Annotated in this window: 30 protein-coding genes and 1 pseudogene; 14 read left to right on the forward strand and 17 right to left on the reverse strand. The window is 52.1% G+C overall.

Annotated elements, in window-relative coordinates; translation table 11 throughout:
- Positions 1–6: 6 nt before the first annotated feature.
- The 10 genes from LPB400_RS00470 to LPB400_RS00515 all read right to left on the reverse strand — a co-directional run bounded on the left by LPB400_RS00470 (position 7) and on the right by LPB400_RS00515 (position 7,453).
- Entirely contained in the window at positions 7–351 is a 345-nt protein-coding gene (locus LPB400_RS00470; RefSeq protein ID WP_219089061.1) for a hypothetical protein, read from the reverse strand.
- Positions 338–1,117 carry an exodeoxyribonuclease III gene (locus LPB400_RS00475; RefSeq protein ID WP_219089063.1) on the reverse strand — a complete coding sequence of 260 codons (780 nt, stop codon included), beginning with the start codon at positions 1,115–1,117 and terminating at the stop codon, positions 338–340. Before LPB400_RS00475 ends, LPB400_RS00470 begins: the two co-directional genes overlap by 14 nt.
- A 44-nt stretch (positions 1,118–1,161) precedes the next feature.
- Entirely contained in the window at positions 1,162–2,475 is a 1,314-nt protein-coding gene (gene argA / locus LPB400_RS00480; RefSeq protein WP_219089073.1) for an amino-acid N-acetyltransferase, read from the reverse strand.
- On the reverse strand, positions 2,472–2,867 hold the full coding sequence (locus tag LPB400_RS00485) for an MJ0042-type zinc finger domain-containing protein (RefSeq protein WP_039862294.1): 396 nt from the start codon (positions 2,865–2,867) through the stop codon (positions 2,472–2,474). Before LPB400_RS00485 ends, argA begins: the two co-directional genes overlap by 4 nt.
- Before the next feature lie 100 nt (positions 2,868–2,967).
- Positions 2,968–3,609, reverse strand: a complete 642-nt coding sequence (pyrE, locus tag LPB400_RS00490) for an orotate phosphoribosyltransferase (RefSeq protein ID WP_003682682.1) — start codon at positions 3,607–3,609, stop codon at positions 2,968–2,970.
- 145 nt (positions 3,610–3,754) lie between these two features.
- Positions 3,755–4,225, reverse strand: a complete 471-nt coding sequence (rlmH, locus tag LPB400_RS00495; protein WP_036493712.1) for a 23S rRNA (pseudouridine(1915)-N(3))-methyltransferase RlmH — start codon at positions 4,223–4,225, stop codon at positions 3,755–3,757.
- A gap of 161 nt (positions 4,226–4,386) precedes the next feature.
- On the reverse strand, positions 4,387–5,106 hold the full coding sequence (gene pyrH / locus LPB400_RS00500; RefSeq protein ID WP_003708812.1) for a UMP kinase: 720 nt from the start codon (positions 5,104–5,106) through the stop codon (positions 4,387–4,389).
- A gap of 219 nt (positions 5,107–5,325) precedes the next feature.
- A complete protein-coding gene (gene tsf / locus LPB400_RS00505; RefSeq protein WP_002223203.1) occupies positions 5,326–6,180 on the reverse strand; it encodes a translation elongation factor Ts in 855 nt (284 codons plus the stop codon).
- Positions 6,181–6,303: 123 nt separating this feature from the next.
- Positions 6,304–7,032 carry a 30S ribosomal protein S2 gene (rpsB, locus tag LPB400_RS00510; RefSeq protein WP_002230071.1) on the reverse strand — a complete coding sequence of 243 codons (729 nt, stop codon included), beginning with the start codon at positions 7,030–7,032 and terminating at the stop codon, positions 6,304–6,306.
- A 178-nt stretch (positions 7,033–7,210) separates the two neighbouring features.
- The gene (locus LPB400_RS00515; protein WP_063076190.1) at positions 7,211–7,453 is read right to left on the reverse strand and encodes a hypothetical protein; all 243 of its coding nucleotides are present in this window, start codon (positions 7,451–7,453) and stop codon (positions 7,211–7,213) included.
- A gap of 78 nt (positions 7,454–7,531) precedes the next feature.
- On the opposite strand from LPB400_RS00515, the gene LPB400_RS00520 reads away from it, so the two are divergent.
- Positions 7,532–8,122 carry a 5-formyltetrahydrofolate cyclo-ligase gene (locus tag LPB400_RS00520; protein WP_219089076.1) on the forward strand — a complete coding sequence of 197 codons (591 nt, stop codon included), beginning with the start codon at positions 7,532–7,534 and terminating at the stop codon, positions 8,120–8,122.
- A gap of 95 nt (positions 8,123–8,217) precedes the next feature.
- The gene (locus LPB400_RS00525; RefSeq protein ID WP_219089078.1) at positions 8,218–8,805 is read left to right on the forward strand and encodes a GNAT family N-acetyltransferase; all 588 of its coding nucleotides are present in this window, start codon (positions 8,218–8,220) and stop codon (positions 8,803–8,805) included.
- Between the two features lie 157 nt (positions 8,806–8,962).
- Here the strand turns inward: LPB400_RS00525 and mnmG are convergent, their stop codons facing one another.
- Both mnmG and amgK read right to left on the reverse strand, forming a co-directional pair.
- Complete coding sequence (gene mnmG / locus LPB400_RS00530; RefSeq protein WP_219089081.1) at positions 8,963–10,858, reverse strand: tRNA uridine-5-carboxymethylaminomethyl(34) synthesis enzyme MnmG; 1,896 nt, start codon at positions 10,856–10,858, stop codon at positions 8,963–8,965.
- An 84-nt stretch (positions 10,859–10,942) separates the two neighbouring features.
- On the reverse strand, positions 10,943–11,947 hold the full coding sequence (gene amgK, locus LPB400_RS00535; RefSeq protein ID WP_004520257.1) for an N-acetylmuramate/N-acetylglucosamine kinase AmgK: 1,005 nt from the start codon (positions 11,945–11,947) through the stop codon (positions 10,943–10,945).
- Between the two features lie 69 nt (positions 11,948–12,016).
- Here amgK and LPB400_RS00540 point away from each other — a divergent pair, with 69 nt between their 5' ends.
- The 3 genes from LPB400_RS00540 (at position 12,017) to LPB400_RS00550 (ending at position 16,325) form a co-directional block, all read left to right on the forward strand.
- On the forward strand, positions 12,017–14,416 hold the full coding sequence (locus tag LPB400_RS00540; RefSeq protein ID WP_349291123.1) for an LPS-assembly protein LptD: 2,400 nt from the start codon (positions 12,017–12,019) through the stop codon (positions 14,414–14,416).
- Entirely contained in the window at positions 14,413–15,402 is a 990-nt protein-coding gene (locus tag LPB400_RS00545; RefSeq protein ID WP_049322474.1) for a peptidylprolyl isomerase, read from the forward strand. The genes LPB400_RS00540 and LPB400_RS00545 overlap by 4 nt, the downstream gene beginning before the upstream one ends.
- Positions 15,403–15,515: 113 nt before the next feature.
- Positions 15,516–16,325: an alpha/beta hydrolase gene (locus LPB400_RS00550; protein WP_219089083.1), complete on the forward strand. Its 810-nt coding sequence runs from the start codon at positions 15,516–15,518 to the stop codon at positions 16,323–16,325.
- A 275-nt stretch (positions 16,326–16,600) separates the two neighbouring features.
- On the opposite strand, the gene LPB400_RS00555 is transcribed toward LPB400_RS00550, so the two are convergent.
- Positions 16,601–17,221 carry a DUF1269 domain-containing protein gene (locus tag LPB400_RS00555; protein ID WP_063076198.1) on the reverse strand — a complete coding sequence of 207 codons (621 nt, stop codon included), beginning with the start codon at positions 17,219–17,221 and terminating at the stop codon, positions 16,601–16,603.
- 217 nt (positions 17,222–17,438) lie between these two features.
- Positions 17,439–18,326 carry a 16S rRNA (cytidine(1402)-2'-O)-methyltransferase gene (gene rsmI, locus LPB400_RS00560; RefSeq protein ID WP_219089085.1) on the reverse strand — a complete coding sequence of 296 codons (888 nt, stop codon included), beginning with the start codon at positions 18,324–18,326 and terminating at the stop codon, positions 17,439–17,441.
- A 65-nt stretch (positions 18,327–18,391) separates the two neighbouring features.
- Between rsmI and LPB400_RS00565 the strand changes: the two genes are divergently transcribed.
- From LPB400_RS00565 to LPB400_RS00590, 6 genes and pseudogenes are all read left to right on the forward strand, one after another.
- Positions 18,392–18,739 carry a YraN family protein gene (locus tag LPB400_RS00565; protein ID WP_219089087.1) on the forward strand — a complete coding sequence of 116 codons (348 nt, stop codon included), beginning with the start codon at positions 18,392–18,394 and terminating at the stop codon, positions 18,737–18,739.
- A 4-nt stretch (positions 18,740–18,743) separates the two neighbouring features.
- On the forward strand, positions 18,744–19,337 hold the full coding sequence (locus LPB400_RS00570; protein ID WP_003749391.1) for a phosphoheptose isomerase: 594 nt from the start codon (positions 18,744–18,746) through the stop codon (positions 19,335–19,337).
- 73 nt (positions 19,338–19,410) lie between these two features.
- On the forward strand, positions 19,411–20,022 hold the full coding sequence (locus LPB400_RS00575) for a BON domain-containing protein (protein ID WP_039862284.1): 612 nt from the start codon (positions 19,411–19,413) through the stop codon (positions 20,020–20,022).
- A gap of 67 nt (positions 20,023–20,089) precedes the next feature.
- On the forward strand, positions 20,090–20,695 hold the full coding sequence (locus LPB400_RS00580) for a hypothetical protein (RefSeq protein ID WP_070645258.1): 606 nt from the start codon (positions 20,090–20,092) through the stop codon (positions 20,693–20,695).
- 39 nt (positions 20,696–20,734) lie between these two features.
- Positions 20,735–21,538, forward strand: a pseudogene (gene map, locus LPB400_RS00585) (type I methionyl aminopeptidase); the annotation flags it as partial.
- A 404-nt stretch (positions 21,539–21,942) separates the two neighbouring features.
- Entirely contained in the window at positions 21,943–22,236 is a 294-nt protein-coding gene (locus LPB400_RS00590) for a helix-turn-helix domain-containing protein (protein ID WP_003684039.1), read from the forward strand.
- A gap of 94 nt (positions 22,237–22,330) precedes the next feature.
- Here LPB400_RS00590 and LPB400_RS00595 read toward each other — a convergent pair whose 3' ends face one another.
- From LPB400_RS00595 to LPB400_RS00605, 3 genes are read right to left on the reverse strand one after another with little or no spacing between them, the layout of a single operon-like run.
- Positions 22,331–23,281, reverse strand: a complete 951-nt coding sequence (locus LPB400_RS00595; protein ID WP_063076203.1) for a YheT family hydrolase — start codon at positions 23,279–23,281, stop codon at positions 22,331–22,333.
- Positions 23,282–23,293: 12 nt separating this feature from the next.
- Entirely contained in the window at positions 23,294–23,920 is a 627-nt protein-coding gene (locus LPB400_RS00600; RefSeq protein WP_070461243.1) for a phosphatase PAP2 family protein, read from the reverse strand.
- Positions 23,920–24,732 (reverse strand): competence/damage-inducible protein A, encoded by an 813-nt coding sequence (locus LPB400_RS00605; protein WP_070461244.1) that lies wholly within the window; start codon positions 24,730–24,732, stop codon positions 23,920–23,922. The genes LPB400_RS00600 and LPB400_RS00605 overlap by 1 nt, the downstream gene beginning before the upstream one ends.
- A gap of 186 nt (positions 24,733–24,918) precedes the next feature.
- On the opposite strand from LPB400_RS00605, the gene LPB400_RS00610 reads away from it, so the two are divergent.
- The 3 genes from LPB400_RS00610 (at position 24,919) to LPB400_RS00620 (ending at position 26,037) form a co-directional block, all read left to right on the forward strand.
- Positions 24,919–25,380, forward strand: coding sequence for a hypothetical protein (locus LPB400_RS00610; RefSeq protein ID WP_004467569.1), 462 nt, complete (start codon positions 24,919–24,921; stop codon positions 25,378–25,380).
- 144 nt (positions 25,381–25,524) lie between these two features.
- Positions 25,525–25,641, forward strand: a complete 117-nt coding sequence (locus LPB400_RS00615; RefSeq protein ID WP_083290052.1) for a hemolysin D — start codon at positions 25,525–25,527, stop codon at positions 25,639–25,641.
- Between the two features lie 9 nt (positions 25,642–25,650).
- Complete coding sequence (locus tag LPB400_RS00620; RefSeq protein WP_070461245.1) at positions 25,651–26,037, forward strand: hypothetical protein; 387 nt, start codon at positions 25,651–25,653, stop codon at positions 26,035–26,037.
- The last annotated feature ends 7 nt before the right edge of the window (positions 26,038–26,044 follow it).

A 26,044-nucleotide genomic window follows, 5' to 3' on the forward strand; every position in this document is an offset into this window, starting at 1 on the left:
GACGGCCTATTTGAGCAAGTCGTTGAGTGTAAATGCAATCAGCAACGCGGCAGGCACGCTGAGGATAGCACAAGTCGCCAGACAAAGTACGATGTTGGCAATCAGCCGCCAACCCTTCCAAGCAAAGCATTTGGCCGCAATCAGCAGGCAAGGCAGGGAAAACAGCAGCCATACCAACGCCCATGTCGGATTAGCCTTGGTCGGCGCAACCCAGCCGGACATCCGCGCCAGCATAAACACCGCCCACACCAGCATAGGCAATATAAATGCCGCCACGACCCACGCCGCGCCTACGCCGGTTTTGCCGTTTATATTCCAATCATATTTACCAAAAACCTTATTCGGCAACATAGTCATACTCCACAACTAAAGGGGCGTGATCCGAGAATTTTTCGTCTTTATAAACATGTGCGGAAACAGCTTTGGCGGCCAACTCCGGCGTAACCATCTGATAATCGATGCGCCACCCGACATCTTTCGCATACGCTTGTCCGCGGTTGCTCCACCATGTATAGCCCGGCACATCCGGATAAAGTGTGCGCCACATATCCGTCCAACCGAGCTTGTGGATGACTTTGCCTATCCATTCGCGCTCTTCAGGCAAGAAGCCCGAATTTTTCTGATTGCCCTTCCAGTTTTTCAAGTCGATGTTTTGGTGGGCAATGTTCCAGTCGCCGCAGACGACGATGTCGCGCCCTTCGTTTTTCATGGCTTCGAGCATGGGATAGAACGCGTCCAAAAAGCGGTATTTCACTTGTTGGCGCTCTTCCGCGCTGCTGCCGCTGGGCAGATACAGCGAAATTACCGATAACTTGCCGAAATCGCAACGGACAAAACGGCCTTCCCTGTCAAATTCTTCAATGCCCATGCCGATTTGCACATTGTCGGGTTTGCGTTTGCTGTACACCGCCACGCCGCTGTAACCGCGCTTTTCAGCGCAATGCCAGTAGCCGTGCATACCGTGCGGATTTTTCATATCGTCTGATAGGTCGGCCTCTTGAGCTTTCAGTTCCTGCACGCAGACAATGTCCGCGCCTGATGCGACGATGTATTCATAAAAACCTTTTTTATAGGCGGAGCGGATGCCGTTGACGTTGGCAGAGATGATTTTCAACATAAGATTTGAGTGATTTTTAAAAACGGATAATAGGATTGAGGTTTTCAGACGACCTGCAAGTCATAAACAAATACTTTGGAATTGCGGCCGTTGGCATTGTATTCCTGCCGACGTTCAGCAGGCAGGTCATCGGCTGAGACCGTCTGAAAGCCCCGTTCAACAAACCATTCGCCCGTGTGCGTGGATAAGGCGAAGAGCGTTTTAATATTTAAGGCGCGCGCTTTTTGAAACAGATGTTCCAACAGCAATTCGCCGTAGCCGCCGTCACGAGCTTCGGGCGACACCACCAGGCAGGCTAATTCGCCGCAGTCCGGCTCGGAAAAGGTTTTCAGCGCCACGCAGCCGTAAATGTTTTGATCGTGTTCCAATACGGAAAAGCTGGAAATATGGTTTTCCAAATACTCGCGGCTGCGGTGTAACAAGATGCCTTGTTCCGCCAACGGACGGATTAAGGCGATGATGTGCGGAATGTCGTCGCTGCGTGCCTGACGGATGGAAACAAACGGCTCGCGCGCAATAGATGTACCGCTGCCCTCGCGGGTAAACAGCTCGCGCAACAGGCTGCCGTCTTCACGGCCGTTGAGAATCTGCACCCGCGATACGCCGTTTTCCAACGCACCTACCGCCGCATGCAGCAAATCGGCCGGTGCATCGGGATTGTCGTGTATCAGTTCCTGCACTTCGCCGACAGACAAAGTATTGGCCAAAGAGCCGTCGGCACGACGAATACCGGCTTCTTCAGTCAAGAAAACCAGTTTCTCCGCCTGCAAAGCCATGGCTACTTCCTGCGCGGTTTCGCACATACTCAGGTTGAAGGTTTTGCCGCTGTACGAATGCCCCAAAGGACTGATAAGCACCACGGCACCGCCATCCAAACGCAAACGGATTTCTTCCGCGTCGATTTTGCGGACGGTACCGGTATAGCCCATGTCGACGCCGTCGATAACGCCCAACGGACGGGCGGTAATAAAGTTGCCGCACGCAATAACCGGCGGCTTGCTCCGTTGCTGCGCAGATACGCTGCTGAACAAGGCGGCTTCCACATCGCTGCGGATAATCCCCGCCACCTGCTTCACTTCCATCAGGGTCGCTTCATCGGTAATCCGTCGGCTGCCGCTGTATTTCGGAACAAAATCCCGACCCGAAGCCAATTTATCGAGCAAATGCCGCGAACCGTGTACCAAGACCAAACGCAAGCCCAAGCTGGCCAACAGATTCAAATCTGCAGCCAAACGAATCAAGGTTTCGCCTTCCAACAGGCTGTCGGTCACGCCGACCACCATGGTTTTGCCGCGCAAATATTGGATATAGGGCGCGGCCTCGCGAAAGCTGGCGACAAAATGGGCGATGGCACTCATAGCAGGGCAAGATAAAAGAGTTGCATAATCAAAACCGTCAGCGCAATCAGCGATGCCAACGTCCAGTTGAAACCGTCCTTGCGCGTTTTGACCGCTGCCTGCTCTTCCGCCTTGGGCTCTTCCTTAAGCGCGCTGTTGAGCAAATCGGAAATTTCTTTGCGCGAGAGTTTGGAATGCTTGAGGATTTGCGCACCGATGTTATGCACGAGGCGCACATCCGTTACCGCCACAGGCAGATGAGCCGGATCGGCCGGCAGGTTGCCCGACAGATAATCCTTGGCCTTAAACATCCCCGAACAACGCGTGCAGACCACGAAACCCTGCGCCACGTTCAACTGGGCATCTTTCACCCAATGCGGTGTTTTACAATGAGGACAAGAACAAGCAGGCATGAGTATTTCCGTAAGTGTATTGAATCAAAAATATATATTTTAGCCAATGCTTCAGGCCGTCTGAAAACTATTTCAGACGACCTGAGCATGATGTTATGGTTTAAACCGCGCCGTAACGTTCGCGATAGGCTTTGACCGGCTCGAAGAAGCCGCCAAATTCGGCATTGTTTTGCAAGAGCGTGAACAAGTCGTTCAGGTTGGCAATTGAAACCACCGGCAGGCCGTATTGTTTTTCAACTTCCTGTACCGCCGACAATTCGCCCGTGCCTTTTTCCATGCGGTCGAGCGCAATGGCCACTGCGGCAGGCGTTGCACCTTCGGCTTCAATCAGTTTGACCGACTCGCGCACGGATGTGCCGGCGGAAATCACATCATCGATAATCAGCACACGGCCTTTCAAAGGCGCGCCCACCAACACGCCGCCCTCGCCGTGGTCTTTGGCTTCTTTGCGGTTGTAGGCAAACGGTACGTTTACGCCTTTTTCCGCCAACATCATCGCTGTTGCCGCCGCCAAAATAATGCCTTTATAGGCTGGGCCGAACAGCATATCGAACTTCACGCCGCTGGCAATAATGGCTTCGGCGTAAAACTTCGCCAGCTGCAAAGTCGATGCGCCGTCATTGAACAAACCGGCATTGAAAAAATAAGGCGACTGACGGCCGGCCTTAGTTGTAAATTCGCCGAATTTCAACACGTTTTGTGCCAAAGCGAATTTGAGGAAGTCTTGACGGAAATCGGACATTTGGGTTCTCCCGAAAGATGTTGATTTATCAAAGAAACGATTATAAAGGATTCATGCGGAAAAATCAGGCCGTCTGAAAGCAGGTTCAACCCCGCTTTTAACCGACAAGGCGGCATTACCGTTTTATCCCAGCAATCAAAACAGATTATTCCCGATGATACGGATGATTGTGCAAAATCGAAACGGCGCGATAAAGCTGCTCGGTCAGCAAAACACGCACCATGCCGTGCGGCAGGGTCAGGCTGGAAAGGCGCATCATCATGTTTGCCTGCTGTTTCAATCGGTCGGTCATGCCGTCTGCACCGCCGATAATAAAGCAGACGTGTTCGCCGTTTTGCTGCCAGCTTTTCAAGTGTTGCGCCAATTCGACCGAAGTCGGCGCTTTGCCGCGCTCGTCCAATACCACCAAAAACGCGCCCTGCGGTATGGCTTCCAACAGGCGTTTTTCTTCAGCCGCCATGCCCTGAGCCGCATTCACACCCGCACCGCGTTTTTCGGGCTTGATTTCTTTCAGCGCATAATTGACATCGCGCCCGAAGCGTTTGGCGTACTCGCCGACGGCTTCATCCACCCAACGCGGCATTTTCGTGCCTACAGCCAAGACGGTGATATTCATGGAGTATCCTTTGTTATCGAATTGTCGGTTGGGCATTATGGTCAAGCAGGTTCTCGACTTTTTCAAACCATGAGCCAATACCCGCGCAACCGACTGAAAATAAAAGGCCGTCTGAAAGCCGAATGTATCCCGTTCGGCTGTTTCAGACGGCCTTTCAATGATTAGCAGTGAACCAGTGTACCTTCGTTTTCGCCGGTTACCACGCGTTTGAGCGAGCCTTCTTTAGCAATGCCGAAGACCACGATATTGAGTTTGCGTTCGCGGCAGAGGGCGAAGGCAGTGGCATCCATCACTTTGAGATTTTTTAACAAGGCTTCGTCAAAAGTAATGGTTTCATAGCGTGTTGCAGATGGGTCTTTTTTCGGGTCCGCGGTGTACACGCCGTCAACGTTGGTGGCTTTGAGCATCACATCGCAGTTCATTTCCGCACCGCGTAATGCGGCAGCAGTGTCGGTCGTAAAGAATGGGTTACCGGTACCGGCGGCGAAAATCACGACTTTGCCTTCTTCCAAATATTGAATGGCTTTAGGACGGGCGTAAGTTTCAGCGATTTGCTGCATAGACAGTGCGGATTGAACACGCGCTTTGATGCCCAAAGTTTCAAATGCGTCTTTGAGTGCCAACGCGTTCATCACGGTTGCCATCATACCCATGTAGTCGGCAGTGGCGCGATCCATGCTGCCTGCTTGTGCAGATACGCCGCGGAAAATGTTACCGCCGCCGACAACGATACCGACTTGCACGCCCATTCTCACGATTTCGGCAATTTCGCCGACAGTTTGAACGATGGTATCGTGATTGATGCCGAATGGATCGGAACCCATCAGAGATTCGCCGGAGAGTTTCAGTAATACGCGTTTGTATTTGATTTGCTGTGTCATGGGATACCTTGCTTTCTTGAATGTCGTCGGTCGGAGTTTGGGTCGTCTGAATTTTCAAACGGTCGGATTACAATGATATGGTGTGTCGTTCTATTATTGTTTTGGTTTTCAGACTGCCTTTATATTCGGTCGTCTTAAAATAGGTACCGTAAACGGTTTTCTCAAAAAAAAGCACCCTGATTCGTTTGGAATCTAGGTGCTTTCTTTTTCATAAGTGCCTTACACTTTAGCAGCGGCAGCAACTTCGGCTGCGTAGTCAACAACAGCTTTCTCGATACCGTCGCCTACTTTGTAGCGTACGAAGCTGATCACTTCAGTGCCGTTTTCTTTAGCGAATTGGGCAACAGTTTGGTCAGGGTTCATCACGAACGCTTGGCCGTTCAGAGTGATTTCAGCCAAGAATTTGCGGATACGGCCTTCAACCATTTTAGCGGCGATGTCGGCAGGTTTGCCTGAAGCGATAGCTTGTTCGGTGTAGATGTGGCGTTCTTTTTCAACGGTTTCAGCATCTACTTCGGCTTCGCTTACGCATTGTGGTTTAGCGGCAACGATGTGCATACCGATTTTGCGTGCTACGTCTTCAGAGCCTTTATACTCAACCAATACGCCTTCGGTAGCCAAAGCACCGTGGATGTAGGCAACCAGTTGGTTGGCAGTGTCGATCACTTGGAAGCGGCGAACAGACATGTTCTCGCCCAATTTAGCGATGATGGCTTTACGTTCTGCTTCAACCAGTTCGCTCAGTTCTTCAACAGAAGCCGGTTTTTTCTCGGCAGCAGTTTTAGCAACGAAGTTGGCAAATTCTACGAAGCCGGCGTCTTTAGCAACGAAGTCGGTTTCGCAGTTTACTTCAACCAATGCGCCGACATTGCCGTTGATCGCGTAAGCCAATACGCCTTCGGCAGCAGTACGGCCAGCCAGTTTACCGGCTTTCGCACCAGATTTAATACGCAGGATTTCTTCGGCTTTGTCGAAGTTGCCTTCAGCTTCAACCAAGGCTTTTTTGCATTCCATCATGCCCAGGCCAGTAGCGGCGCGCAGGTCGGCAACCATTTTTGCAGTAATTTCTGCCATTTTGAATCTCCTAGATTTTTGGGAACACGGCCATTGCCGTGTTTGGAAATAGTGGCCGTCTGAAACGGATTTCAGAACGGGATTTGAGAAAAGGGGCATAACGCCCCTCTTCTGTGTACCGAATTACTCGGCAGCAGCTTCTTGGGCAGCGGCTACAGTTTCTTGCAGCGCTTGGTTTTTGCCTTCCAAAACTGCGTCAGCGATGCCGCGGCAGTACAGGCGGATAGCTTTAGCGGAGTCATCGTTACCAGGGATAACGTATTTCACGCCGTCAGGGCTATTGTTGGTATCGACTACGGCGATAACAGGGATGCCCAATTTTTCAGCTTCAACCAGAGTACCTTTTTGGTAGCCGGTATCGATAACGAAAATCGCGTCAGGCAGGCCTTTCATGTTTTTGATACCGCCCAAAGAACGTTCCAGTTTTTCAACGTCGCGTTGCATTTCCAGAATTTCTTTTTTGTTGAAACCGCCTTCAGCAGCGTTTTCCAGGGCAGCAGTTTTTTCTTCCAGGCGTTTGATGGATTGCTTAACGGTTTTGTAGTTAGTCAGCATACCACCCAACCAGCGGTAATCAACGAAAGGCATACCGGCACGGGTAGCTTCTTCGCGGATGATGTCGCGGGCTTGGCGTTTGGTACCTACGAACAATACTGTACCTTTGTTGGCAACCAGACGACGTACGGCTTCTTGCGCCTCTTGGAACATCGGCAGGGTTTTTTCCAAGTTTACGATATGGATTTTGTTGCGCGCACCGAAAATGTATTGAGCCATTTTCGGGTTCCAGAAACGGGTTTGGTGACCGAAGTGAACACCGGCTTCAATCATCTGACGCATAGTAATTTGAGACATGTTATTTCCTTGAAAGGGTTAAAGAGCACACATTCAATCGCATAGAACTTGATAGGCGGCGCCTATTGTCAAGCACCCTTCGGCGAAAGTGGGCATAAGTTTTAAAAAAATAAAAGCGTGTTTCCGAAATGGAAAACTGACGGATTATAGCGGATAAGAGGCCGTCTGAAAAGGGATTTTATACCTTCCCGTCCTGTTTTTCATCCGCCTGTACCGCCTTTTGGCGGGCCGCTTCAAACTCCGCCTGCTCCTGCCGTTTCATCAGGCGGTTGCGGCGACGGATGGTCACGACAAAGACCGTAAACACAGTGGGCAACACTGCCCAAAAAACCAAATAAATCAACGCGCGCGCAATACTCGGCTGCGCGGCGGAAAACATCACGGCAACAAAAAGATAGCCGATGGCGACAATGTGCCACATCGTGTGCGTCCTGTTTGAATGTTAACAAAATCGTTATAATCGCAACATTCTACCGCAATCCCGAAAGGCCGTCTGAAAATGAGGAATCCCGAAAAATCGGCACTACGCAAACAGTTCCGCCGCGCACGCGCCCAAATGAGCGCCGACGAGCGGAACGCCGCCACCGAAACCATCAACCGCCTGCTCAAGCCCTACATCAAAAAAGGACAGAAAATCGGCGTGTATTGGCCGATGGGCAAGGAATTGCGATTGGACGGTTTTGTCCGTACCGCACAAAAACGCGGCGCAAAACTCTACCTGCCCTATATCGAACCGAACACGCGGCGGATGTGGTTCACACCCTACCCTGCCGACGGCGCCAAACAAGAACGCAAACGCGGCCGCGCCAAATTGCACGTCCCCCAATTCACCGGCAAAAAAATCCGCGTCCACCAACTCAGCCTGCTGCTGGTCCCCATCGTCGGCATCGACAAACGCGGCTACCGCCTCGGACAGGCCGGCGGCTATTACGACGCCACCCTCTCCGCCACGAAATACCGCCTGCAAACCCAAACCCTGGGCGTAGGTTTCGGCTGCCAACTGACCGACACCCTGCCGACCGAACCCCACGACCTGCCGCTGGACGGGTTTGTATCGGAGTCGGGCGTGCTGATGTTCAAACATCATTAATCAATAGCTTTCAGAAGACCTCAGAGATGCCGTCCGTTAAGACACTATAAAAGGTCGTCTGAAAACTCAAACTATCAAATACAAAGGAAACCTCCATGACTGATTTCTCATCCACTCCCGTTTTATCCTTCGACCGCGTCCGTCTCGAACCTTTAACAACGGCACACGAAGCCGGTTTGCGCGAAGCAGTTTGCGACGGCGAAGTTTGGAAGCTGAACGTAACCACCGCGCCCGAACCCCACCAAGTAGCTGACTATATCCGCACCGCCATACAAACCCGCCTCGCCTTTGCCGTCATCGACGAAGACACGGGAAAAATTGTCGGCTCAACTTCGCTTTACCACATCGACCCCGCCATCCCACGCCTCTACATCGGTTTCACATGGTATGCCCTGTCGGCACAGCGCACGCACATCAATACCGCCTGCAAAATCATGTTGCTCGACTACGTTTTCGACACTTTAAACTGCCGTTGCGTCTGCTGGCAGACCGACAACCTCAATACCTCCTCCCAACGCGCCATCGAACGCTTGGGTGCACACCAAGACGGCATCTTGCGCTGCCACAAGCTGCGGAAAGACGGCAGCGTGCGCGATACGGTTGAATACAGCCTGCTGCGTGAGGAATGGCCGCAGGCAAGGGTAAAACTGCTCGAAAAAGCGGCAGCTTATGACGCGTCCTGAAAAAACGTTTTCTTCTTCATTTTTTCATCAGAATACGCCCATCTTGCTGACAATCCGAACTCTTTAAAAAATTAATGAAATAAGGTGCAACACCATCAATCCCCTGATAAATAAAGGCCGTCTGAAAATTTCAGACAGCCTTTATTCGGATTAAACCTTACTTGGCATCTTTAAACCCGCGCTTCAAATGCACCATCAGCAACGCCACCGCCGCAGGGGTTACGCCGGAAATGCGGCTGGCTTGTCCGACGGTTTCGGGTTTGTGCTGGTTGAGCTTTTGCTGCACTTCGGCGGATAAGCCTTTGACTTTGCTGTAATCAATGTTTTCAGGTAGCCTCAATGTTTCCAAATCGCGGCGGCTGTCGATTTCTTCGTTTTGGCGGTCGATATAGCCTTGGTACTTGACTTGGATTTCCACTTGTTCGACCACGCTGTCGGCAAGTGCGGTTTCAGGTTGTGCGTCGGGCAGGGTCATCAGCGCGGCGTAGTCGAGGTTCGGGCGGCGCAGGAGGTCGTGCAGGTTGGCTTCGCGGCTGAGTTTTTGGCCGAATACGCGGATTTGCTCGTCTTCGGCGAGTTTTTGCGGCGTGTACCACGTTGTTTTCAAACGTTGGATTTCGCGTTCGATGGCTTCGCGTTTTTCGTTGAACATGCGCCATTGTTCTTCACCCACTAAGCCGATTTTGTAGCCGTCTTCGGTCAGGCGCATGTCGGCGTTGTCTTCGCGCAGTTGCAGGCGGTATTCGGCGCGGCTGGTGAACATGCGGTAGGGTTCGTTCACGCCTTTGGTGATGAGGTCGTCCACCAATACGCCGAGATAGGCTTGTTCGCGGCGCAACAGGAGCGGATCTTGTTCGCGGATGTATTGCACGGCATTTGCGCCTGCGAGCAGGCCTTGCGCGGCGGCTTCTTCGTAGCCGGTCGTGCCGTTGATTTGTCCGGCAAAGAAGAGGCCTTGGATGGTTTTGGTTTCGAGGCTGGCTTTAAGGTTGCGCGGATCGAAATAGTCGTATTCGATGGCGTAGCCGGGGCGCAGGATATGGGCGTTTTCAAGGCCTTTCATGCTGCGCACAAGGGCGATTTGGATGTCGAACGGCAGGCTGGTGGAGATACCGTTAGGATAATATTCGTGCGTGGTCAGGCCTTCGGGTTCGAGGAAAATCTGATGGCTGTCTTTGTCGGCGAAGCGGTTGATTTTGTCTTCGATAGACGGACAATAACGCGGACCCACGCCTTCGATTTTGCCGGTAAACATCGGGCTGCGGTCGAAGCCTGAGCGGATGATGTCGTGGGTTTGCGTGTTGGTATGCGTAATCCAGCAAGACACTTGGCGCGGGTGCATATCGGTGCTGCCGCGTACGGACATTACGGGAACGGGTGTGTCGCCGGGCTGTTCGGTCAGTTGGGAGAAATCAATCGTGCGTCCGTCGATACGCGGAGGCGTGCCGGTTTTCAGACGGCCTTGAGGCAGGTTCAATTCGCGCAAGCGGCCGCCCAAGGATTTGGCGGCTGGGTCGCCGGCGCGGCCGCCTTCGTAGTTTTCCAAACCGATGTGGATTTTGCCGGACAAAAACGTGCCTGCGGTCAGTACGACGGCGCGTGCTTTAAACTCCACGCCCATCGCGGTAACCACGCCGCTGATGCGTTCGCCATCAAGCGTTACGTCTTCGACGGCTTGTTGGAAAAGATCGAGGTTTTCTTGGTTTTCCAACATTTCACGGATGGCGGCTTTATATAGGATACGGTCTGCCTGCGCGCGCGTGGCTCGCACTGCCGCGCCTTTGCTGGCATTCAAGCGGCGGAACTGGATACCGGATTTGTCGGTTGCCAACGCCATTGCGCCGCCTAATGCGTCGAGTTCGCGCACGAGGTGGCCTTTGCCGATACCGCCGATGGAGGGATTGCACGACATTTGGCCGAGGGTTTCGATGTTGTGTGAAAGCAGCAGGGTTTGCGCACCCATGCGTGCGGCGGCAAGTGCGGCTTCGGTACCGGCATGGCCGCCACCGACGACAATCACGTCGTAGGTTTTGGGGTAAATCATGTAAGTCATGTTTATGTGTTCTGTAAAGGTTTCAGACGGCCTTTTGTTGATCAGGCCGTCTGAAAAATGGAATCAAATCTTAAAAAACCAAGCTTAGAAGGTATAGCCTGTTTCCAATTCGTCATCACCGACCAATTCGACCAGCAATGCATACAGCGGAGCCAAATCGTTGTAACGGCGGGATACGCGGCGCAAGTAGTTCAAGAAGCGCGGGATTTCAGGGCGGTATTTGTCTTTGCCGTCACGGTAGTACAGACGGGCAAAAATACCGGCTACTTTCAAATGGCGTTGTACGCCCATCCATTCAAACCAGCGGTAGAACTCGTCAAACTCGGCAGGCACAGGCAACTGGGCAGCGCGTGCTTTTTCCCAGTAACGGATGACCAAGTCCAATACAAATTCTTCTTCCCATTCGATAAATGCATCGCGCAGCAGCGATACCAAATCATAGGAAATCGGGCCGTAAAGCGCGTCTTGGAAGTCCAACACGCCCGGGCGGCCTTTTGCCAGCATCAGATTGCGGACGATAAAGTCGCGGTGGACATACACTTTAGGTTGTGCCAACAGGGGCGGCAGCAAAGTATCGACGGTTTGCTGCCACAACTGGCGTTGCTTGAAGGTCAGCTCGCGGCCCAATTCTTTGGCCACAAACCATTCGGGGAACAAGTTAATCTCGCGCAGCATGACTTCGCGGTCGTATTCCGGCAGTTTGCCGGGCTGACTGGCCTTTTGCAGTTCGATCAGTTCGTCGATGGCTTCGAGCAGCAGGGCTTTGTGGGCGGTTTCGCTGTTTTCCTGATTCATGGCGGTCAGGAATGTGGTATTGCCCAAATCGTTCAACACCATAAAGCCCAACGCTTCATCCACATGAAGCACTTGCGGCACATTGACCATGTTAAACAGTTTTTGCACTTTCAAATAAGGCGCAACACTCATCTTCTCAGGAGGCGCGTCCATACAGATAACGGTTTGGCCGTCTGAAAACGTCGCGCGGAAATAGCGGCGGAAGTCGGCATCGGCTGCCGCAAAGCTCAATTCGAACGGCTGGTTCGGATAAACAGACTCCAGCCAGTTTTGTAATTCGGTTTGTCGTTGCATAGCGGTATCGCAGAATTTCAGGTTACAATAACCGCTATTCTAACTGGCAAACCGATTTAAGGGGCGATTTTGGCTCGTTTATTTTCACTCAAACCCTTGGTACTCGCCTTAATTATGGGCTTTGGCGCAACAGCCGTACGCGCGGAAGATGCTTCTGTTCCGCAGGCGGAAGACTATACCCCTGCCCACACCGCCGCATCCAAACCGGTAAAAACCAGCCAAAGCGAAGCCGATCCGCTTTCCTTGGGCAGCACTTGCCTGTTTTGCGACCACGAAGATGCCAAGCCGGCCGAAACCGCCGAAATCAAACGCAGCGGCGAGCCTGCACTGCCTGCCGATTACACCCGCGTCAACGCCGATAAAATAGAAGGTCAGACCCAAGTCGGCGTCCGTGCCGAAGGCGACGTCATTGTCGAGCGCAATGCCGATGTTCTCAATGCCGATTGGGCGCAATACGACCAAGCCACCGATACCGTTACCGCCGGCGACCGCTTCACCCTGTATCAAAACGGTTCGACCGTATCCGGCGATCAATTGGTTTACAACCTCAAAGACCAAACCGGTTCCGGCACTGCCGTACGCCTCAATACCGAACAAGGCGGCCGCCGCCTTCAAAGTGTCAGCGAAAAAGCCGAACTCAAAGGCAAAGGCCTCTACAAGCTCATCAATACCAAATTCAACACCTGTTCGCCCGGCGACGCCAGCTGGTATATCCAAGCACAAAGCATTGAAGCCGATGAATCGACAGGTATCGGCGTAGCCAAACACGCTTCGCTCGTATTCGGCGGCGTCCCCGTCCTCTACACGCCTTGGGCGGACTTCCCCATCAACGGCAACCGCAAAAGCGGCCTGCTCGTTCCGACTATTGCCACAGGTTCAGACGGCCTGGAGCTGAGCCTGCCCTACTACTTCAACCTTGCACCGAATTTGGATGCCACCATCCGTCCGGGCATTATCAGCAAACGCGGCGTGCAACTGGGCGGCCAAGTGCGTTATCTGCAACCGAATTACAGCGGCGAAGTCGATGGCGACTGGATGCCCAACGACCAAAAAAGCGTCCACAACAACCGCTACCAGTTCAAATGGAAACACCAGCAGCAGCTGAACAGCAAAATCAGCGGCGGCATCAACTACAACCAAGTTTCCGATGACGATTACTACCGCGACTTCTACGGCCGCGAAGACATCGCGCGCAACGTCAACCTCGACCGTCAAGCATGGCTCAATTACAGCGACAAACTGCTAGGCGGCAGCTTCGACGGCTCGTTGCGCGTACAAAAATATCAAACGCTTGCCAACCAAGACGGTTATAAAGACGAGCCTTATGCCATCATGCCCCGTCTGACCGGCCGTTGGCAAAACCATCTCGGCAAAGCGCAACTCAACGTGTTCGGCCAATTTACCCGTTTTGACCACGATACCAAGCAAGACGGCAGCCGCGTGGTGCTCTACCCGAGCGTCAAATGGGACTTCCACAACCAATGGGGCTACATCCGACCTAAAGTCGGCGTACACGCCACTTATTACAGCCTCAACAGCTTCAATGGCCAAAGCGGCCGCAATGTCAGCCGCGTCCTGCCGATCATCAACGTCGACAGCGGCCTGACTTTCGAGCGCAGGGCCCGTCTCTTCGGCGGAGAATACCTCCAAACGCTCGAACCGCGCCTGTTTTACAACTACATTCCGACCAAGTCCCAAAACGACCTGCCCAATTTCGACAGCTCCGAAAACAGCTTTACCTACTCGCAGCTGTTCCGCGAAAACCTGTATTCGGGCAACGACCGCATCAATTCGGCCAACAGCCTGACGCTGGCCACACAAAGCCGCATCCTCAACCCCAACACCGGTGCGGAACTCTTCCGTGCAGGCATCGGCCAGAAGTTTTATTTCAAAAAAGACAACGTCCTGCCTGACGGCAACGTCAGTAATTATCCGCGCAGCCAATCCGACTGGGTAGCCTTTGCACACGGCAACCTTACTCCGAGCACACGCATTGATTTGGACATCCACTACAACCAAAACCTAAGCCGTGCCGAGAGCTACGCCGCAGGAATTACCTACAACCCCGAACCCGGCAAAGTCTTAAGCGCGCGCTACAAATACGGACGCAACGAACGCATTTATCTGCAAGCCAACGGCGACTATTTCTACGATAGGCTCAGCCAAGTCGATCTTGCCGCCCAATGGCCGTTGAGTAAAAACCTGTACGCCGTCGCCCGTTACAACTACGAAATCGAAGCCAAAAAACCGCTGGAAATGCTCATCGGTGCAGAATACAAAAGCAACTGCGGCTGCTGGAGCGCAAGCTTGGTCGGCCAACGCTATGTTACCGGCGAAAACAGCCACAAAAACGCCGTATTCTTCAACCTCCAACTCAAAGACTTGAGCAATATCAGCAACAACCCATTCGAAAAACTCCGCTTAGCCATCCCCGGTTACAGCAAAACCAACGAGGTAGTCAAACAATGAACTTCAAACCCCTGATTCTCGTCGCCGCACTCACTCTCGCAGTAGGCGCACACGCCGCTCCTAAAGCCAAAGCGACCAAAGCGCGTACCAGCAAAACTCCAGTCGTCAGCGCCACTACCATGCCTGCCGTACAAAGCGGCGTACATCTTTCAGACGGCATTGCCGCGGTTGTCGACAACGAAGTCATTACCCACCGCCAAGTAGCACAAGCCGTGGCGCAAGCGCGTCAAACCATGCCTAAAGGCACACAAATGGACGCCAACGAGCTGCGCCAACAAGTTTTGGCACAAATGATCAACCAATCCCTGATCCTCCAAGCAGGCAAACGCCGCAACATCCAAGCGACCGATAGCGAAATCGAAGCCGTTATCGCGCACAACCCCAACATCAAAAACCCGTCTGCCGCCGTCCGTCAAGACATCGCCGACAGCATTATTGTTGAAAAAGTGCGCCAACAGGCCATCATGCAAAACAGCCGCGTGAGCGACTCCGAAGTGGCACGTTACATCGAGCAGGCCAAACAACAAGGCGTAACCCTGCCTGAAGCAGACCCTGTGCGCCAATACCATGCCCAACACATCCTCATTAAAGCCGACAACGACAATGCCGCCGTCGGCGCAGAAAGCACCATCCGCAAAATCTACTCACAAGCCCGCAGCGGCGCAGATTTCGGCGGTTTGGCACGCCAATACTCGCAAGACAGCAGCGCCGGCAATGGCGGCGATTTGGGCTGGTTTGCCGACGGCATGATGGTTGCCCCGTTTGAAGAAGCCGTCCACAAACTCAAACCCGGCCAAATCAGCGCCCCTGTCCGCACCCAATTCGGCTGGCACATCATCAAGCTGAACGACGTCCGCGAAGCAGGTACGCCTGAAGAGCGTCAACAAAACGCTGTCCGCCAATACCTGTCTCAACAAAAAGCGCAACAGGCGACCACCAACCTCCTGCGCGAACTGCACAGCAGCTCCTACGTTGACGTACGCTAATCGCGCGTATTGTTAAAAAGACAAGAATCGGTACAATAAGGTCGTCTGAAACCTATTTTCAGACGGCCTTATTCCCTTTTACTTAAACAACCTATTGATTAAAGCACCCCATCATGCCCATCCGCCCCAACTGGCAAGCCGCCACCCTGCTGCAAGCCGAAGAAACCGCCCTTACTTCCGCCCACACCGGCCGCACCTACCGCATTCAAGCCGCGGCTCTCGGCGAGCGTCCGGCAAGTGGCTATCCCGTGCTGTATATTCTTGACGGGGATGCCTTTTTCCCTGCCATCCTCAATATGGCGCAATCCCTGCTCATCAACCCCATCACCAAAAGCCATGCCGCCTGTCTGATTGTCGGCATCGGCTACACCGGCGGCACCATCCGCGACTTAAGCCAACGCGCCCTCGACTACACGCCGCCGCTGCCCGACAATGCGCCCGAATCCGAACGCAAACAATACGGCCAAGCCGACCGCTTCAGCCGCTTTATCGATGACGAACTCTCCGCCCTGCTCAACAGCAAATACCGCATCGATACCCAAAACCAAGCCGTCTTCGGCCATTCGTTCGGCGCACTGTACGGCCTCTATTCCCTGTTCACCCGTCCCGAACGATTCCGCCATTATTTGCTGGTTTCGCCGTCTATCTGGTGGCAAGACCGCCGCGTACTCGATTGGCTGCCCGACACTTTGCCTCAAGGAATCGGCATCCGCCTTGGCGCAGGCGAACATGAAGGCAGAAACAACCGCCCCGACCAAACCAGCAGCGGCATGGTTGCACAAGCCAAAATTCTTGCCGGCACTTTGCACCACCTCGGCGCGGATGTCCGCTTTACCCTCTACCCCAACGCCAATCACGGCAACGCCCCGTTTTACGCCCTGACCGACTGCATCGAATATTTGCGCAACGTATGGCAGCGTTAAAGCAGGTTTGCCAAACATTGAGGCCGTCTGAAACGCAAACTTAGAAGCGTATTGAACCTATTGGATCGATCTAAAATCCAATTATAAAAAGGCCGAGACCTTTGCAATAACATAGACCTTTGCAATAACATAGGTTGAGACCTTTGCAAAGGTCTCGGGGCATGAAAAAGGGAGAGGCTACCTGAAAAATAGATTTTCAGGTAGCCTCAAACCGGTTTGGCATGCATCCGAAACGGAAAATTTGAGCGGTTACATACCTTGGGTTGGTGGCAGTGTTATTTCAACTTGGCTGCCAATTCGTCGAATTTTTGTTTGATGTCGGCCTTGAAGGCTTCCACTTTCTCTTTGCGTTCGGCTTTGCGCTGTTTTTTCCAAGCTTCGTGTGCCTGACGTGCCACTTCTTCCTGCGCTTCTATTGCTGCCAATACGTCCTGTTGGGCAACGACTGCATCTTGCCGGAGAATAACGGTTTTGAAACGGTGGAAGAAAGCATCCAATACAGCCTCGTCGGATTCTTGCGCCAAAATAATGATTGCAGTACTGCCGTTATCCAGTTTTTTGGCTGTATTTTCCAGCAACGCCCCCTCTTCCAATGTTTGGGCAGTACCTGCATCACTGCCGATGAGTGCGCCAGTAGCTCCACCCAACAGAACACCGATAGGACCGCCGAGAATGCCGACCAGTGAACCAATGAGGCCGCCCGTCCATGTGCCTTCGACCGTATTGGCGGTAAAGTCGGTGCTTTCTGCTGGGATAATCAGGTCATTTTCCTTTTTAACCAAAACGGCTTGTGCCACCAAAGTATCTGTTGTCTGCGAGTAAGCTTTCAATTCAGAAAAGGCTTGATAAGCTTCGCTGGAGATGTTGAATAAGGCAACGATGATGTTTTGTTTCATAAGTCCACTCCCATAGATTGAAAGATTTAAGAACATACTAGTTGTATGCAGTGTCATTATAAATTGCAAGGGGGGGGGAAGCAATGCGGCAAACAAAACTTTGCCTATATAAAGCCTGTAGAACCGGCAAACGGATAACGAACAATACCCAGCCTTGCCTGTAGGAAATCGTCGCATCGTTCACACCACAGGTTGAGAGAAATAAGCCTGCAAGACCTCAAGCGTCGTCTGAAATCCGTTTCCACTCCAACGCTAAATCGTACAAGGCTTTTTTGCTTTCGCCGGTAATCTTGGCGGCAAGCTCGGCGGCTTGTTTGGTCGGCAACTCGGCCGCAAGGATTTTCATGGTATTTTGTGCCGCCTCGGGCAAATCACTGTGCTTTTCTTTCACAGCAGGGTGCAACACCAGCACCATCTCGCCACGCGTTTGGTTGCTGTCGTTTTTAAGGGCGGCTTGAATTTCGGCAACCGTGCCGCTGAGGAAGGTTTCAAATGTTTTGGTGATTTCGCGCGCCAAAGTCAAACGGCGTTCGGGGAACTGTGCGGCCATATCCGCAAGGCTTGCTTCGATACGGTGCGGCGTTTCAAACATCACAATCGGAAAATCGGCTTCCGCCCATTTGGCCAGCAGTTTTTGACGTTCGCCGGACTTAGGTGGCAGGAAACCGTTGAAGTAAAAATCGGATTCCGTCACACCGGCCACGCTCAACGCCCCCATGACCGCGCTTGCACCGACCACAGGCACCACTTTAAATCCGGCTTCGCGCACGCGGGCGGCAAGTTTCGCGCCAGGATCGCAAACCGCAGGCGTGCCCGCATCCGAAACTTGGGCGACGCTCAGGCCGTCTGAAAGATGGGCGATGATTTTATCGGCCATTTGCTGCTCGTTGTGTTCGCGCACGCTCACGAGTTTGCCCTGAATGCCGTACGCACTCAAAAGCTGGGCGGTAACACGGGTGTCCTCGGCGCAGATAATGTCGGCCTTTTGCAGAACGGCCAGTGCGCGCAACGTTATGTCGGCTAAATTGCCGATGGGTGTGGCGACAACGTATAATGTCTGTTTTTCGATGCTGTCGACGGCTTTTTGCAGGTGTTTTGTGTACATAGATTCAAGGCCGTCTGAAACGGCGTCTCTTTAAAAACAATGATTATATAACGGGTAAACTTTTCATGCGCTTAAACCACAAACAGGGGGTGGCGGCCGAAGATGCGGCGCTGGCATTCCTGCTGAGTAAAGGCTGCTCGCTGCTGGCGCGAAACTGGCATTGTGCCTACGGCGAAATAGATTTAATCGTCAAAAACGGCGGTACGATTGTGTTTGTTGAAGTAAAATACCGCAAAAACCGAGGTTTCGGTGGTGCCGCATACAGCATCTCGCCGTCCAAATTATTGAAATTGCAACGAAGTGTAGAGTATTATCTGCAAAAGCACGGGTTAAACCATGCACCCTGCCGCCTGGATGCGGTACTGATTGAGGGCGACGGCCAACCCGAATGGATTCAAAATATTACAGGTTAACCTCATGACAACATTACAAGAACGCGTTTCCGCGCATTTTGCCGAGAGTATCCGCGCTAAGCAGGAAGCTGAAAAAGTACTGGTCGAGCCGACCGCACAGGCTGCCGAGCTGATGCTGCAATGCCTGATGAACGACGGCAAAATCCTGGCCTGCGGCAACGGCGGTTCGGCTGCCGATGCGCAACACTTCGCCGCAGAAATGACCGGCCGTTTTGAAAAAGAACGCATGGAATTGGCCGCTGTCGCGCTGACGACAGACACTTCCGCCCTGACCGCCATCGGCAACGACTACGGTTTCGACCATGTATTCAGCAAACAAGTGCGCGCACTCGGACGTGCCGGCGACGTATTGGTCGGCATCTCCACCTCCGGCAATTCCGCCAACGTCATCGAAGCCATCAAAGCGGCACACGAACGCGATATGCACGTCATCGCCATGACCGGCCGCGACGGCGGAAAAATCGCCGCCATGCTCAAAGATACCGACGTTTTGCTCAACGTCCCTTATCCGCGCACTGCCCGCATTCAGGAAAACCATATCCTGCTGATTCACGCCATGTGCGACTGCATCGACTCCGTCCTGCTTGAAGGCATGTAACCCTTTCTTTTCAGACGACCCATCCCTTAAAGGTCGTCTGAACACCCAACCGTCCATACCCAAGGAAAAGGATATGAAGAATATCAAACGCTACGCCCTCCCCGTTCTGACTGCGACCCTCTTGAGCCTGAGTCTGAGCGGCTGCGTCGGCGCACTGATCGGCGGTGCAGCCGTCGGCACCAAATCCGCCGTCGACCGCCGCACCACCGGCGCGCAAACCGACGACAACGTTATGGCACTGCGCGTCGAAACCACCGCACGCTCCTACCTGCGCCAAAACAACCAAGTTCAAGGCTACAAGCCCAAACTGAACGTTGTCGGCTACAACCGCCACCTGCTCCTGCTCGGCCAAGTGGCTACCGAAGGCGAAAAACAATTTGTTGAACGCATCGCCCGTTCCGAACAAGCCGCAGAAGGCGTGTACAACTACATCACCGTTGCCTCACAAGCGCGTTCGCTCGGCGACGTGACCAACGATACCTGGGGCACATCCAAAGTCCGCGCCACCCTGTTGGGCCTCAGCCCGGCCACCCAGGCACGCGTCAAAATCGTGACTTACGGCAACGTGACCTATGTGATGGGCATCCTCACGCCGGACGAACAAGCCCGCGTGACCCAAAAAGTCAGCACGACCGTCGGCGTACAAAAAGTCGTGACCCTCTATCAAAACTACGTTGCCAACTGATTCACAGGCAACCCGGGGCCGTCTGAATATTCAGACGGCCATTCCTCCAACGATTACCCGCCACATCATGTCCAAGAATAATAAAACCCCTTTCCAACTTAAGCCCAAACACCTAATCCGCGCTTTATTCCTTGTCAGCTTTATCGCCGTCGCAGCCCTTGTTGCCGGCGTATTCAGCACCCTAAACTCCGGTAAAACCGACGTACCCGAAAAAAGTCCTGCCGAACAAACCGACACACGCATTGAAGTTTGGCGCCCCAACGGCACTGTCGAACCTGAAACCGTCCAACCTGCCAAAGACGGCGACGCAAAAACCGCCTCCGGCAATCCTGTCGTCCCACAAGACGAAAAAGGCGAAAAAGCGGAAGAAGGTATAAAAAACGACCGCTCCACTGTACACCGCAGCAAACGCACTGAAAACAAACGCGCTGAAGCCGACAAATCAGAAAACACACAATCCGACAACAGCAGCCCTGCCGCTCAAAACACACCTCAAGCAGACAGCCAGCCGGTAGCAAACAAAGCCGCAGACAGCAAACCTGCCGCACAAGCGGTAGAAAACAAACCGGCAAAAGCCAAAGTCCCCGAGTCCAAACCGACTCCGAAAGCCGAGCCTGAGGCCAAACCACAAGCCAAACCGCGCAATAAAGACAATCTCGACAACCTGTTTTAAACAGACGGCACACCCGTCCCGTTCAGACGGCCTCTATGCCGTCTGAAACAAGAAGGAAACCTCATGGACAAAGTCATCATCAAAACCCCCGAAGAAATCGAAAAAATGCGCGAACTCGGCCGCTTGGTCGCCGAAGCCCTCGATTACATCGGCCAATTCGTCAAACCCGGCGTAACCACCAACGAAATCGACAAACTCGTTTACGACTACCACGTCAACGTTCAAGGTGGTTATCCAGCCCCCCTCAACTACGGCAACCCGCCTTACCCGAAATCCTGCTGCACCTCCGTCAACCACGTCATCTGCCACGGCATTCCCGATGACAAGCCGCTGAAAGAAGGCGACATCGTCAACATCGACCTGACCATTAAAAAAGACGGTTTCCACGGCGACTCCAGCCGTATGTTTACCGTCGGCAAAGTCTCCCCGATTGCCCAACGCCTGATCGACGTGACCCACGCCTCCATGATGGCGGGTATCGAAGCGGTCAAACCTGGCGCCACCCTCGGCGACGTCGGCTATGCCTGCCAACAGGTTGCCGAAAATGCCGGCTATTCCGTCGTACAGGAATTCTGCGGACACGGCATCGGCCGCGGTTTCCACGAAGCGCCGCAAGTGGTCCACTACGGCCGCAAAGGTGAGGGCCTCGTCCTCAAACCGGGCATGATTTTCACCATCGAGCCGATGATCAACCAAGGCAAACGCCATCTGCGCATCCTGAACGACGGTTGGACAGTGGTCACCAAAGACCGCTCCCTCTCCGCCCAATGGGAACACGAAGTTTTGGTTACCGAAACCGGCTACGAAATCCTCACCGTCAGCCCTGCCAGCGGTAAGCCTTAACCTTGAAAAAACCTTCAGGCCGTCTGAAAACATAGATTCAGACGGCCTAAAATTTATTCGCATTCTCAATCCAGAAAACCGAATAAAAACTCGAAATTAAGTTTTTACCCATATTGAATTGTTTAATTATGTAAAAATTTGCTTATGCCATATCTAAGATAAACGCATAATTTAATGATTTATATAACAAAATTTTACTGAAATAATGAATTAAGAAATATTTACACAAATTATGGCAGACAGCAGAAAACTTCTTTCGAATATACTGTCTAATTATCTAGATCAGCCATTTGCAATACGCCCACATATCACCCCAAAAAACAATAGGGAAAAGGATGCCGGCATTCTTGCAGACCTTTTTTATGCCTAATGGCATACACTAAATACCACAATAAGGAAGATTCATGAAATCGTTCGAAAAAATTGAAAATATCCGCGATATCCGTAAAAAACTCGGCCTGAACCAAATGGACTTCTGGAGTCGCATTGGTGTGACTCAATCCGGTGGTTCCCGTTACGAGTCCGGCCGCAATATGCCTAAACCTGTACGCGAATTGCTGCGTTTGGTACACATCGAGCGCGTAGATTTGGCTAAAGTAAACCGTGATGACTTGGCCGTTGCGTCCTTACTGAAAAACCGCGACCCTGAGTTGTACGCTTCTCTGAAAAAAGAAGCCAAAGCCGACAAAGGCAAATAATCAAGCTATTCAAAAGGCCGTCTGAAACTCGTTTTCAGACGGCCTTTTTACTTTCTTCACTCTAAGGGCATGTCACATACATGCCCTTTTTCATTTACGGCTGATACTGTTTGAAATAGTCCAACACCGTTTGCGGCAGCCATTGCAGATTCAGACGGCCTTGATCGCGGCTGACAAAGCCGACATGACCGCCGTATGCCGGTTGCAGCAGCGTAACGGCTGAGGACACGTCCCGCCCGGTCGGCAAGGCTTCTGGCGGCAGGAAGGGGTCGTTGACGGCATTGAGCAGCAGCAACGGCGTATCTACGCCTTTCAGAAACGGTTTGCAGGAATTGCGGCGGTAGTAATCATGACGGTCGGCAAAACCGTGTAACGGCGCGGTAAAGCGGTCGTCAAAATCGCCAAGCGTTTTGCAGTTTTGCTGGCTTAAGGCCGTCTGAAACTGAGGAATCGCCTGGGCTTTCGGCAACAGCGAATTTAAAAAATAGCGCGTGTAAATCAAGCGCGTCATGCCCTGATCAAAACGTGTACCGGCGGCCACGGCATCAACCGGCGCGGAAACGACGGCAGATGCGCGCGGAACGGCATTACTGCCCTGCTCGCCCAAATATTTGGCCAGGGCATTCCCCCCCAAAGAAACGCCGACAGCGTAGATGGTTGAATAGCGTTGTGCCAGCGTGTTGAGCATAAAAGCGATTTCGGGCGTATCGCCGAGATGGTAGAACACGGGCGCGGTGTTTTCTATGCCGCCGCAACTGCGGAAATGGGCAACCACGCCGTTCCAACCGCGCTGCTGTACGGCTTTCATCAACTCGACCGCGTAATGGCTCTCGCTGCTGCCTTCCAGTCCGTGGAACAAAACCACCAACGGCGCATCGGGGTCGGCGCTGTCGACAAAATCGTAGGCAACTTGGGTTTTGCCGGTGCTGTCGGGCAGAAGCTCGCGGCGGTAGTCAGGCGCTTTGCCTTGCAGCAGCTTGGCAAACAGGGTGTCGGCATGGCCGTTTCTGAGCCAATAAGGCGTGTTGGGTGAACGTGTATTCATGATTCGTTTCTTCTATTTTTCAGACGGCCTGAAGATGAGCATATACACCAGCAAGGCAGTCAGCGTGCCGTTTGTCCAGCCTGCCCAAACGTCGGTGGGATAATGCACGCCCAAATAAATGCGTGAAAACCCGGTCAGCAGGGCAAAGGAAATACCGCCTATCCAAGCGGCGCGGCGGTAGCGCGTGCGGCGGCAAAGCAATATCAGCATGACGGCAATGGCGGCGGAAAACGTACTGTGGCCGCTGGGAAAGGAAAAATTGCTCTCTTCAATCAGGCGCGGCCAAAGCAGCGGACGTTCGCGGGCAAACCAAACCTTCACAATCAGCATGTTCAAAGTCGGCATCAATGCCGCCAACACGCAAAACAGTGCTTCGCGCTTCTTATCGGCAAAATACAGGGCTGCGGCGACTGCGCCGATCAGCGGCACGGCAATCTCGGTTTTGCCCAGATAGTGCAACACGGTGGCAATCGGGTCAAACCATGTGCCCGCATGGGCATGGACGGCGTGCATCAGCGGCGGTTCAAAAGCGAAGCCGCCATATTGCGCCAGCCAAATGCCGATGATGAGGGTCGGCGGCAAAAACAGCAAAGAGGCAAAAATCAGTGCGCGTCTGGATTGGGCCGGGGATAAGTGCATTATTCCACCGTTTCTTTCAAAGTCGCGCCAATCGCCTGCAAACCCTGCAACGCATCTTCCCACGCCGTATCCAACAAGCGGCAGGCCTCACCTTCCGCTTTGATGCCGAACTCGATATGCGGCGGAGTGTAACGGCCGTCTGAATCGGTACGGCCCACGGTGGGCAGGCTGTAAGAACGGACACCGGCGTAGGTACGCTCAAGATGTTCCATAATCGGCGTAATGCGCGACTCGGGTTGGTCGAACACATACACGCTGCGGCTGCCGCGTTCAGTTTGGTTGAAACGGTTGGCGTAATAAGTTTCCAATACCCATTCCGCCATCGGGTGCGCCATCACGGGGAAACCGGGGAAGAAATAATGCTCGCGGATGGAAAATCCGGCGATATTATTAAACGGATTGGGCACAAGTTCCGCGCCTTCGGGAAAATCCGCCATTTTCAGGCGTTGGGCGTGTTCCGGCGAATCGAGCGGCTCGCCGCGTTTCAGGGTTACGCCTTCGATAAACTTGGCGGCTTCAGGATGGCGGACAACGGGCAAATCCAAAGCAGCCGCTGCGGCTTGGCGCGTGTGGTCGTCAGGCGTAGAGCCGATACCGCCGGTAACGAAAGTCGGCAGGCCGTCTGAAAAACTGCGGCGCAGTTGTTTGACCAGCAATTCGGGTTCATCGGGCAGATATTGCACCTGATTGAGTTTCAGCCCGCGCGATTCCAATAAAGATTTGAAAAAGGCGAAATGCTTGTCTTGGCGGCTGCCGTGCAGGATTTCATCGCCGATGATGATGAGGTTGAACAAATGCTGTCGGTCTTTCATAATCTTTCCTTCTGCCTAAAGGCTATTCATGATTTCCCATGATTACTGTTCCAATATTGCTTATTAGGTAAATCAAATGGGAAATACGTTGTTATTGTTGTTGCAAAAGATGGGCCGTATAAGGATAAAGTCATTGCAAGCTTTATACCAGATAATAATCAATTAAACCTAATTAGTGGTAACTAAATGAAAATAATAGATTTTTTAAAAAATTGTGGTACTGACCAGTTTTCTATATTGTGTTATGGTATTTTTTTAAAAGAAGACAGAAATCATGAAAATATAAAGCAATGGGAATCTAGATCACGTTGCATTAAATCTGAAAAATATATTCTTGAAAATAATGAGTGGAAATATGATATTTTTTTAACAGAATCTTATTTTTTATATTCCAAAAATATTGATTTATTTAATGTAATTAAAGATGAAATACTAAATATCAATCAGCTTAATCCAATAGCTATAATATGCATGTTTGATGGTGCTTTCTCAGATTTTAATTATCTGAAGAATATAGATATAATTCAACAAACTTATGCATTCTGGTCAAAAGATATTGGTTTGTATATTGCTGAAGATACAGATACCCTACAATCAAATGAATGGAGTGAAAAAATTATATATCTATATAACCATATAGATATATAACAAGCATAGCCAGCGTAGCCAGTCTGTCTGATAGCAAGCGTGGGTGCTCGCACTCACGCGTTCTCTTTTTCGCTGTTAATCCGCTTTCAGGCAGCCTTAAAACCACTTACACTTACCTTTTTTGTTTTACCCCCCCTCTAAACTATGCCCACCATCACAACCCTAAACATCATCTCCCCTAAACTCTACCCCAATGAACAATGGAACGAAAGCGAAGCACTCGGTGCCATCACTTGGCTATGGTATAGGTGCAACGGATAGGAGAGGCTCATGTTTGTAATCGGCATTTTTGCGTTTTTCATGTTCATTATCAGCCTTTTTGTGTGTACGTTTGTGCTGATTGTTCAGTATTTGATTATTCGCCGTAAAATTCATCAAGACAAACGGGCAGTCAATTTTCGCGCCAAATATGCTACGCTTTCCACATTTTTTATACAATGGGTTGTTCTGAACGCATTCAGCCTCTTGCCTGCAAACCGTATGATTTTTTCACTGGCAGTCTTTACGGATATTTTACTTGGTTTTTTGTGGTTGTTTTTTGTTGCAACCAATGCAGATGAAATGTGGCGTTTGACCGGGCAAAAAGGCTACTTGTTGTGGCCTTTGGCAGCTGCTTCGGTTTGGGCAGTATGCTTCATTGCATTCAGCGTCAGATAGCACCATC

This window comes from Neisseria perflava (genome assembly GCF_019334725.1).
In the GTDB taxonomy this organism is placed as follows: Bacteria; Pseudomonadota; Gammaproteobacteria; order Burkholderiales; family Neisseriaceae; genus Neisseria; species Neisseria subflava_A.